This is a genomic window from Microbacterium sp. CSI-V (assembly GCF_001984105.1).
GTDB lineage: Bacteria > Actinomycetota > Actinomycetes > Actinomycetales > Microbacteriaceae > Microbacterium.
The window spans coordinates 739,458-748,606 of the sequence record NZ_MTQM01000009.1 but is presented as its reverse complement, the minus strand read 5'-3'; the positions used below and the strand labels follow the sequence as shown (position 1 = coordinate 748,606).

At 69.3% G+C, this 9,149-nt stretch carries 13 protein-coding genes and 1 tRNA gene; 9 read left to right on the top strand and 5 right to left on the bottom strand.

Annotated elements, in window-relative coordinates; translation table 11 throughout:
• Nucleotides 1–7: 7 nt before the first annotated feature.
• On the bottom strand, nt 8–1,330 hold the full coding sequence (locus tag CSIV_RS14450; RefSeq protein ID WP_077052059.1) for a DUF4032 domain-containing protein: 1,323 nt from the start codon (nt 1,328–1,330) through the stop codon (nt 8–10).
• Between the two features lie 71 nt (nt 1,331–1,401).
• A complete protein-coding gene (locus CSIV_RS14445) occupies nt 1,402–2,505 on the bottom strand; it encodes an ABC transporter ATP-binding protein (protein WP_077052058.1) in 1,104 nt (367 codons plus the stop codon).
• A 213-nt stretch (nt 2,506–2,718) separates the two neighbouring features.
• Here CSIV_RS14445 and CSIV_RS14440 point away from each other — a divergent pair, with 213 nt between their 5' ends.
• Nucleotides 2,719–3,678, top strand: coding sequence for a DsbA family protein (locus CSIV_RS14440; RefSeq protein WP_077052057.1), 960 nt, complete (start codon nt 2,719–2,721; stop codon nt 3,676–3,678).
• Nucleotides 3,679–3,722: 44 nt separating this feature from the next.
• Nucleotides 3,723–3,795: transfer RNA gene (locus CSIV_RS14435), tRNA-Thr, on the top strand.
• Between the two features lie 73 nt (nt 3,796–3,868).
• Here the strand turns inward: CSIV_RS14435 and CSIV_RS14430 are convergent.
• The 3 genes from CSIV_RS14430 to CSIV_RS14420 are packed head-to-tail and all read right to left on the bottom strand — an operon-like array spanning nt 3,869 to nt 5,881.
• On the bottom strand, nt 3,869–5,041 hold the full coding sequence (locus CSIV_RS14430; protein ID WP_083735150.1) for a site-specific integrase: 1,173 nt from the start codon (nt 5,039–5,041) through the stop codon (nt 3,869–3,871).
• The gene (locus tag CSIV_RS14425; RefSeq protein WP_077052055.1) at nt 5,041–5,502 is read right to left on the bottom strand and encodes an ImmA/IrrE family metallo-endopeptidase; all 462 of its coding nucleotides are present in this window, start codon (nt 5,500–5,502) and stop codon (nt 5,041–5,043) included. Before CSIV_RS14425 ends, CSIV_RS14430 begins: the two co-directional genes overlap by 1 nt.
• A complete protein-coding gene (locus CSIV_RS14420; RefSeq protein ID WP_077052054.1) occupies nt 5,486–5,881 on the bottom strand; it encodes a helix-turn-helix domain-containing protein in 396 nt (131 codons plus the stop codon). The genes CSIV_RS14425 and CSIV_RS14420 overlap by 17 nt, the downstream gene beginning before the upstream one ends.
• 56 nt (nt 5,882–5,937) lie before the next feature.
• On the opposite strand from CSIV_RS14420, the gene CSIV_RS14415 reads away from it, so the two are divergent.
• The 7 genes from CSIV_RS14415 (at nt 5,938) to CSIV_RS14385 (ending at nt 8,736) form a co-directional block, all read left to right on the top strand.
• The gene (locus CSIV_RS14415) at nt 5,938–6,189 is read left to right on the top strand and encodes a helix-turn-helix domain-containing protein (RefSeq protein WP_077052053.1); all 252 of its coding nucleotides are present in this window, start codon (nt 5,938–5,940) and stop codon (nt 6,187–6,189) included.
• Nucleotides 6,186–6,437 carry a helix-turn-helix domain-containing protein gene (locus tag CSIV_RS18125; protein ID WP_077052052.1) on the top strand — a complete coding sequence of 84 codons (252 nt, stop codon included), beginning with the start codon at nt 6,186–6,188 and terminating at the stop codon, nt 6,435–6,437. The genes CSIV_RS14415 and CSIV_RS18125 overlap by 4 nt, the downstream gene beginning before the upstream one ends.
• The gene (locus CSIV_RS14405; RefSeq protein WP_077052051.1) at nt 6,427–6,672 is read left to right on the top strand and encodes a hypothetical protein; all 246 of its coding nucleotides are present in this window, start codon (nt 6,427–6,429) and stop codon (nt 6,670–6,672) included. Before CSIV_RS18125 ends, CSIV_RS14405 begins: the two co-directional genes overlap by 11 nt.
• The gene (locus CSIV_RS14400) at nt 6,669–6,977 is read left to right on the top strand and encodes a hypothetical protein (RefSeq protein WP_077052050.1); all 309 of its coding nucleotides are present in this window, start codon (nt 6,669–6,671) and stop codon (nt 6,975–6,977) included. The genes CSIV_RS14405 and CSIV_RS14400 overlap by 4 nt, the downstream gene beginning before the upstream one ends.
• Before the next feature lie 181 nt (nt 6,978–7,158).
• Nucleotides 7,159–7,470 (top strand): hypothetical protein, encoded by a 312-nt coding sequence (locus CSIV_RS14395; RefSeq protein ID WP_077052049.1) that lies wholly within the window; start codon nt 7,159–7,161, stop codon nt 7,468–7,470.
• 76 nt (nt 7,471–7,546) lie between these two features.
• A complete protein-coding gene (locus CSIV_RS14390) occupies nt 7,547–7,801 on the top strand; it encodes a hypothetical protein (RefSeq protein ID WP_077052048.1) in 255 nt (84 codons plus the stop codon).
• A complete protein-coding gene (locus CSIV_RS14385) occupies nt 7,702–8,736 on the top strand; it encodes a hypothetical protein (protein WP_175627628.1) in 1,035 nt (344 codons plus the stop codon). The genes CSIV_RS14390 and CSIV_RS14385 overlap by 100 nt, the downstream gene beginning before the upstream one ends.
• The last annotated feature ends 413 nt before the right edge of the window (nt 8,737–9,149 follow it).

The window sequence follows — 9,149 nt, the reverse complement described above, 5'->3', positions numbered from 1 at the left end:
CGCGTCGTCAGACCAGGTCGCGCCAGTCGATGACGTCGGTGTCGGTGGTCGGCACCTCGCCCGTCGCGGGAGCAGCGGCATCCGCGATCGTGGCGAGCGACATCGTGTCGGTGGGCGGGCCCATGACGGTCGCTTCGTCGCGCCGGTGACGCAGCACGTCGTCGATGTACGACGTGACGACCTCGGCCAGCGGGACCGACCGACCGCGCGCCTGCGACATGTACCACCGGTGCTCGAGCACCTGGTGGAAGACCTCGGCGGGTTCGAGCTTCGCCCGCAGGTCGAACGGGATCGCCATGACGATCGGCTCGAAGACGCGGGTCAGCCACTCGTGCGCGACCATCTCTTCGTCGGCGCCGAGCCGTGACACGCGCGCGCGGAACTCGTCCAGATCGTTGAGCAGGCGCCGCGCCTGGTTCTCCTCGACGTCGAGTCCGGTCAGCCGCAGCAGACGACGCTGGTGGTGCCCGGCATCCACGACCTTCGGCTGGATCGAGACCTGCGTGCCGTCGCTCGCGGTCTTGATCGACATCTCGCCGATGTCGAACCCGAGGGCGTTGAGCCGGTGCACGCGTTCGGTGATGCGCCACGACTCGTCGACGGCGAACGTCTCCTTGTCGGTGAGTGCGCCCCACAGCGAATGGTACGACGACACCAGACCGTCGGCGATGGCGATGGCATCCACGCCGCCCTCGAGTCGTCCGCCGGCCTCGAGGTCCATGATCTCGCCCGCGATGTTGGTGCGGGCGATGTCGAGATCGTGCGCGCGTTGGCCGGGGGTGAGACGGTTGCCGTGCAGTTCGCCCGTCTCGGCGTCGACGAGGTAGGCGGCGAACTCGCCCGCGTCACGACGGAACAGGGTGTTCGACAGCGACACGTCGCCCCAGTAGAAGCCCACGTTGTGCAGGCGCACGAGCAGCACGGCCAGGGCGTCGACCAGGCGCGTGGCCGTGTGGGGCCGGAGCACCTGGGTGAACAGCGCACGGTAGGGGAGCGAGAACTTCAGGTGCGCGGTCACCAGCGCGGCCGGGAGCGGCCGGCCGGAGGCGTCGGTGCGCCCCGCGATCACCGCGACCCGGTCGACGCAGGGAGCGGCGAGACGGTCGAGGTTGCCGAGCATGTCGTACTCGCGCCGGGCCATCTCCTCCGTCGTCTCCTTGATCGCGACGACGCGACCGGAGAGGTTCGCGAACCGCACGAGGTGCCGGGAGATGCCTTTGGGGAGGGCCACGATGTGCGAACTCGGCCAGTCGGCGAGGCCGGTCGACCACGGCAGCTGCAAGAGTCCGGGATCGACCGCGCTGGCGGTGATGCTGAGGGATTCGGCCACGGTTCCTCCGGGGAAAAGGGTGCGGCGCGGGGAGTCGTGGAAGACTCCCCGCGCCGCGACGGTGCGTGAGATCAGGCGGAGGCGATGGCCTTGTCGGTCAGACGGTCGCCCGACTCGAGGTCGAAGACGTGCACGTGACCGGGGACCGGCGCCAGCACGACCGTCTCGCCCGCGTTGGGGTGACGGCGGCCGTCGACGCGCGCGACGATGTCGGTGCGCTTGCCGTTGATGTCGGTGTGGCCGTAGAGGTAGCCGTCCGCGCCGAGCTCCTCGACGAGGTCGACGACGACCGAGAGGCCGCGGCCGTCGGCGGGAGCGACCTGGATGTCTTCGGGGCGGACACCGATGGTGACCTCGCTGCCGTGCGCCTTGCCGATGACGTCGGCCTCGACGGGGACGACCAGGTCGCCGAAGCGGACGCCGCCCTCGGCCAGGTCGACCGGGAACAGGTTCATCGCGGGCGATCCGATGAAGCCGGCGACGAAGACGTTCTTCGGCTTCTCGTACAGGTCGCGCGGGGTGCCGACCTGCTGGAGCAGACCGTCCTTGAGCACCGCGATGCGGTCGCCCATGGTGAGGGCCTCGGTCTGGTCGTGGGTGACGTAGACCGTGGTGACGCCGAGGCGGCGCTGCAGCGACGCGATCTGGGTGCGCGTCTGCACGCGGAGCTTGGCGTCGAGGTTCGACAGCGGCTCGTCCATGAGGAACACCTGGGGCTGACGCACGATGGCACGGCCCATGGCGACGCGCTGACGCTGACCACCCGAGAGGGCCTTGGGCTTGCGGGTCAGGTACTCCTCGAGGTCGAGGAGCTTGGCGGCTTCGAGGACGCGAGCGGCGCGCTCCTCCTTGCCGACGCCGGCGATCTTCAGGGCGAAGCCCATGTTCTCGGCGACGGTCATGTGCGGGTACAGCGCGTAGTTCTGGAAGACCATCGCGATGTCGCGGTCCTTCGGCGGCACGTCGGTGACGTCGCGGTCACCGATCAGGATGCGGCCGGAGTTGACCTCTTCGAGGCCGGCGAGCATACGCAGCGACGTGGACTTGCCGCAGCCGGAGGGGCCGACCAGCACCAGGAACTCGCCGTCGGCGACCTCGAGGTTGAGCTTGTCGACCGCGGCACGAGTGCCCCCGGGGTACAGGCGGGTTGCGTTGTCAAAGGTGACGGACGCCATTTCTTCTTCTCCTTCACCGGCAGGTACGTGCCGGACGATCCGTAGTGAATGGAATGAACGGGGGCGACCCCGAGCGCGCGCGACAGTGGGCGCAGGGTCAGTATGGCATGCGTCTGGGCATTTCTCAGCCAGGCTTACTACCATCGGTGCTCGTTCGCCTACCCGTGCGTTCCCAACATCGTCAGCGGTCACCGACCGCGCCCGAGAGGTCCCATGTCCAACGACCAGACGCCGAATCTGCCCGCCGAGAACGCCCGCCGGGAGGCGGTCCGTGAGAAGGCGCAGCAGGTCAAGGCGCGGCAGACGCGGGCGCGGATCGTCCGTCGCTCGCTCGTGACGATCGGCGCTGTCGCGGTGGTCGCGATCGGTGCCGCCGGTGTCACGTACGCGCTGTCGTCGCGGGACGGTCGTTCGCAGGCGCTCCCGGATGCCGCTTCCGACGACGGCTTCGTCGTGACGGCCGCGACCGGCATCGCCGACCCCCGCGCCGACCAGACCGTCGACGGCAATGCCTCCGCGCTGGCCGCCGAGGCCACGCCCACCGAGACCCCCACACCCACCCCGACGCCGTCGACCACGGCCGCCCCGGTCGACATCCGCGTGTACGTGGACTACCTCTCCACCGAGGCCCGGGAGTTCCAGCTCGCCAACGCCGAGCAGCTCTCGAAGTGGGTGTCCCAGGATGCCGCGTCCCTGACGTACTACCCGGTGGCGATGCTCACTTCGAAGTCGAACGGCACGAAGTACAGCCTCCGCGCCGCCGGGGCAGCGGCCTGTGTCGCGACCCACGCGTCCGACAAGTTCTTCGCGTTCAACCACGAACTGCTCGTGAACCAGCCCGCGGTGGACTCCGACGGCTACAGCGACGAGAAGCTCGCCGACATGGCCCAGGGCGCCGGCGTGAGCGACCCCGACACCGTGCGCGCGTGCATCGAGGACGAGACCTTCACCTCGTGGGCGAAGGCCGCCACCGACCGCGCCATCAAGGGTCTGCCCGACACCAAGGGCCAGGCGCTGACCGCGACGCCCACGGTGCTCGTGAACGGCACGCCCTACGTCGGCCGCATGGACGACCCGAAGGAGTTCGCCCAGTTCGTGCTCACGGTCGACAGCAACGCCTACTACTCGACCGCGACGCCCACGCCGACGCCGAGCGCGACTCCCGCGGGCTGACGCGCTCCGGCCACGGCCTCGCGCGCCGATAGACTGACCGTCTCGCCGGCTTGGCGCAATTGGTAGCGCACCGTACTTGTAATACGGGGGTTGCAGGTTCAAGTCCTGTAGCCGGCACGGAAAAGTGCAGATAAAAGACGGAAAACGGCCCCGCATCCATCGCTAGGTGCGGGGCCGTTTCACGATCTACTCACGGTTTTCGCGCGAGCAGTTTCGACAGGACGGATGCGGCGGCGGGGCCGCGGTGGATCTCGTCGGCATAGCTGCGCTCGGTCGTCTTCGTCTCCTCGTGGCCGAGCTGATCGCGGGCCGCTTCGATCCCGAGTTCGTCGCGGACGACGGTCGCGACGGTCTTGCGGAAGCTGCGCGGCGTGACGCCCTCCCATGCGGTTCCCTTCAGGGCATCGCGCCACGTCGTGCGGTAGTTGTTCGGGTGTCGGAACGTACCGACGCTCGAGGGGAACACGAACTGCGAGAACGACGAGACTCGTCGCCGCATAAGCATGTCGACCGTCTCGGCAGGTAGTTCGAGCTCGCGGTAACCCGCCTCGCTCTTTGTCACCTCCTGAACGAACATCTTCCCGTCGCGGTCCTGCGCGATCGTGCCTCGGACGATGACCCGCTGCGCGACGAGGTCGAGCGCATCCCAGCGGAGCGCAAAGACTTCGCCGGTTCGCATGCCTGAGCCGACAAACATGTTCGCGGTTTCGGCGAGGTCGCTCGCGCGCGCTCGCCGCGGCCGACGATCGCTCTCGTCGCGAGGTTCGGACCCGGCGTCCCACTGCTCGAACCGGTCAAGGATGCCCTGAACGGCCGCGCGATCGGGGGCGGTGGTCCGCGTCTTCCGTTTCGCGCGCTCGGGCGCCGGCACGTCGGTCATTGGGTTGGCGCGCACGGCTCCGTGGCGGGCGGCGAGGGTGAACATCCCACTCAGCACGACGTGCGTCGTCTTCGCTGTGCCCGGGCCGGACGATCGCGCGAGCGCGACGAGGAACCGGTCGAGCCGTGGCACGCTGCACTCTTGCAGGCGCACGCTGCCGAGGCCCGGGGTGATGTGCTTCGTTATGGCGTTCTGATAGATCCGCACCGAGCCCTCGGCGAGTCGAGTTCGTGAGGCGAGCCAACGTGTCGCGAGGTCGGCGACGGTGGTGTCCGCGGTCAGGTCATCGCTCGAGGGGGCGAGGCGCTGTTTCAGCGCCCGCACTAGGTTGCGTTCGGCCTCGGCGGGCGTCTTGCCCTGGCGGTCCATCGACCGCGTGACCCCGTCCGAGTCCCGGTAATAGGCGCGGGCCGTCGGCTTGCCGTTCACCGTCATACGACGGACGCGCCCCCACGTCTCGAGCTCAAGCGGTGGGCGGGCCATTAGGCGACACCCTCGCGCCGATCCCACATACCTGCGCCCATGCGTGGGCGGACGTAGACAGCGTCACCGAGTCGCTCGAGCAGCCCCTGAAAGGCGATCACCGTGCTGCGCATGACGTCGAGGTCTACAGCGATCGCGCCGGGGTGTCCGCTGTGAACGGACTCTAGGTGGCGATAGTCGTCCAGATCGATCAAGCGCAGCGCCGCCCATTCCTCGGCGCGGCGCTCCTGTTTCGCGCGCACCGGTCCGAAGCGGGTCGGCTCGTCACCGAACGCGGCGTGGCCGAGCTCGTGTGCGAGCACGGAGCGATGGTGGCGCGCTGACATCCCGCGGCGAAGGCGGATGCGCCGGGCGTCGTGGTCATAGATGCCGTCGTGCTCGGAAGGCATGCGCGTGTACTCGATCGTCACGCCGATGGTGTCGGCGAAGTCGAGGAGGAGGCGATCAACTGGGGTCGTCATAGGAGGGCTGTTCGTCGGTTGGTTCGGGGTCGGCGGGGCGAGCAACGGCGGCGAGGTCTCCCACATCCTGCGCGGGGGTTCCGACATTGCGGCGTCGGAAGGGCGAGACGTTATCGGCGTGGGTGGCGGCACGCGTGGAGGCATCCGCCTCGGAGATTATTTGCACGACGTCGTCGCCGAGCGCTGTGCACAGGGCATCCAGTTGGTCGAGCGTGAGGGGCTTGAGTCCCGCGAGGATGCGGGACAGCTGCGATGCGGACATTCCGGCCGCTGCGGCGACATCGGCCTGCGCGACGTCGTTCGCGCGGACGGATGCGGCGAGTATGCGGGCGACTTCGATGCTGAGCGGGCCGGGCAGTGGGCGAGTACCGGAGGGCATGTGCCAACTTTGGCAGGTTGGTTGCCAAGTGGCAAGCGGACTCTTACGATTGCCATATGGCACGAGCAACCATCACAGAACGAGCCGCCGGACGTATCCGCGAGGCGCTCGAAACCCAGGGGCGCACGCAGGAGTGGCTCTCGGAGGCAACCGGCATCCCGATGCGGACGCTCGCCCGGCGGCTTCACAAGACGCACCCCTCGGCGATGTCGCTCGACGAACTGGCCGATATCGCGGCGGCACTCGCGGTTGACATCGTGTCGCTGATCCGGCCCGCCGAGCGTCCCGCTCTGGCGGTGGCCTCGTGAGCGAAACCTGCGAGCGGAGCGGCCCGGTTCTATCGACCCGGGCGGCGGCGCTCTACACCGGTCTGAGCTATCAGACCCTCCGCAATCTCCTGGCCGCGGGGGAGGGGCCGCGCAAGTTCAAGCAGGGCCGCCTGAACGCGTTCTATCCCGTCGATCTCGACGCCTGGCTGAAGCGCCGACTCACCGACCCGACGCAGGCCGCGGCGTCACAGTCCACCACGCCTGAAGGGGCAGCACATGCAGTCTGACCGCCACGCAGAAACCGTTCTCACCGCCGAGCGACCTGTCGCTCTCGTCGTCGATGCATCGTTCGACAGCGACACGTTCACGATCGACACGACCACGATCGACGGTCAGCGCGTCGTCGTCATGCAGCAGAAGGACGGCGTTCGCTACCTCACCGCGGCCGAGACTCTCGCGCTCTCCCGTGCGCTGCTGTCCCGCCTCGCGTACGTCGGTTTCCCCGAGGGGGGCGACCGGTGAGCGCCGTCGCCGTCGTCGAGCCGGTCGTCGAGGAGCGTCCTCGCCCGGTCGCACCGACGCCGCGTGAGGTGCTCGCCCGGTCCCGGCGCATCGCCGAGGCATCCGTCGATCTCCTCGACGACGAGGCGCTGCGGATGGAGCGGGACCGCATGGCGCTCGCTACCGTGCACAGCGTGCTCGCCGAAGACGGGTACGCCCGGCAGTTCGCGCAGGCATCGCACCGCGCGGCCGACAACCTCGCGTGTGTGGTGGCGATGAAGGCCGCCGATCGTACGCACGGATTCACTCGGCCGGTGAAGCCGTGAGCCACACGGTGCGCACGGTGGCCGTGCCGGGTGTGCCCCCGTATTCGGCGTCGGAGTCGGCGAGGGTGCGGGTGGAGCGGGGCGAGCGGATCGCTCGTCGGTCCCGGGCTGCGAAGGTGATCGGTCGCGCTGACCGGTGGGCCGAACGTCACGATCGTATCCGAGTCGAGGGGGTGGCCTGATGGGGCAGACGCTGCGCACGCGCGACGCGGACCCGGTCACCTCGGCCGAGGCGGTCGCCGACGCGGATCTCGCCCGGTCGCAGATGGAAGTCCTCGCGATATTCGAGATCGCGCGCGGCGAGGGGGTGACGGCTCTCGCCGAGCACGAGGTGATCGAGTGGGGCCGCCGCCTCGGATCGACCTACTCGGACCAGCGTCTGCGGTCCTGCTGCCCCGAGCTTGAACGCAAGCGCTGGTTGACACGGACGCCGACGTTCAAGCCCGGCCCGACCGGCACCCGCCGCGCCGAAGTGTGGGCACTCGCCCGCTGACCCCCTGACCCTCACCCCTTCCCCGGCGACACGGCCGATGTTCCGTGCTGCCCGAATCCGACCTGAGGAGGTCGACATGGCACTGCTCACCCTGGATGCCGCGGAGTCCCGGCCGGTGTCCGCCGCCGCGATCGCCGCGGCGTTCACCCCGCCCGAGTCCACCGACGGGCCGTTCGCCGCCTACACCCGCGGGCGGGATGACGCCGACCCCGTCGTGATGGTGCGCGTCGCGTGCCCGTGCTGCGGTGCGGACGGTCGCACGTTCGACACGACGACCCGCATGTTCGGGTGCCTGCTCTGCACGTACACGAGCGACGAGAGGAACGCCTGATGTCTCGGGATCTGATCGCGGAGCTTCGCGGATTCGCGGAAGGCAGCACGTCAGCGCGCGCGTCGCTGATGCGTGACGCGGCCGACGCGATCGATGCCCTGTCTTCCCCGCCCGCCGACGACGTACGCGAAGCGCTCGACCAGCTCGATGTGCTGAACGAGTCCGGCCGAATCCAATACGCCGACTACGTGGCCCTGCATGACATGGTGTCCCGCTTCGAGGTTCGCCTACGCGGGACGGTCACCCCGCCCGCCGACGACGTACGCGAAGCACTAACCATCGAACAGGTCTACGAGGTCGTGATCGAGGATCACGGCGTCCAGGCGCTCGTCGAGCACGCGCGTCGCCAGGCTGCGTACTGCTGTCAACACGGGTGCGGCAGCGGGGCGTGCGAGTCATGCCCGTGCTGTGCCGCCGGATGGTGCGTATCGGGATCGGACGGCATGCCCGAAAACCAGGAAGACCTGGCGCAGTGGCTCGAAGTGGCCGCCGAGCACAACCCCGTCGCCGCCGCTCTCGCCGAGGTTCGCCTACGCGGGACGGTCAACGAACCGACCGACGCCGAGGTGGAAGCTGGGGCGCGCGCCGCAGCTCTCCACGCCGATTACGAAGGTTGCTTCCTCCGTATCGACGAGTGGGAAGCGCTCGAAGAGTGGGAGCGCGAGGCGCACCCGGAGAACCGACCGGACACCGACTACGAAGACGCCGAGTTCTGGCGCACCCGCACGCGCGCCGCACTCACGGCCGCCGCCGGGGTCCACCAGCGCGGGACGGTCACCGACGCCGAGGTGGCGGCAGCGCTGGACGCGCGAGCCACGATGTCGCAATTCCACATCTACCTCTACGCGACCGAGAAGTGCCGATGCGGCGAGGACTGGTCGGACGCGCACTGGATGCGGTACGTCCTCGAAGCCGCGAGGGAGGCCCGGCCGTGAGCACGCCCCCGTCTGGCCGGAAGTACGGCGACGGCACGCCCGTCCCGTTTCCGTCGTACCGGTGCAAGTCGTTCGACATCGAGTCGCGTCCGCACGCGCCGCAGTCGTCGTACACGCACCGTTGCAAGCTGCCGGCGGATCACGTCGGCGATCACCGTTGCATCTGCGGCAGGTCGTGGCCGCCGCGGATCCCGGCTGACGCGATCCCGAAGGGGCCGAGCGCATGAATCCGGACTACTTCCCGTGGCAGGTGGGTCTGCCGATCGCGGGGTTCCTGTGGGGGTGGCTGGCGGTGCGCTGGCACCTGGACCGTACGAGAGGGAGCGGCCGTGGGGCACGCCAAGAGGGGGCCGCGGAAGCGCGCCCGGTCGAAGTTCCGGGGCCGCGGAGCGACGCCGCAGCGACGGCCGCGC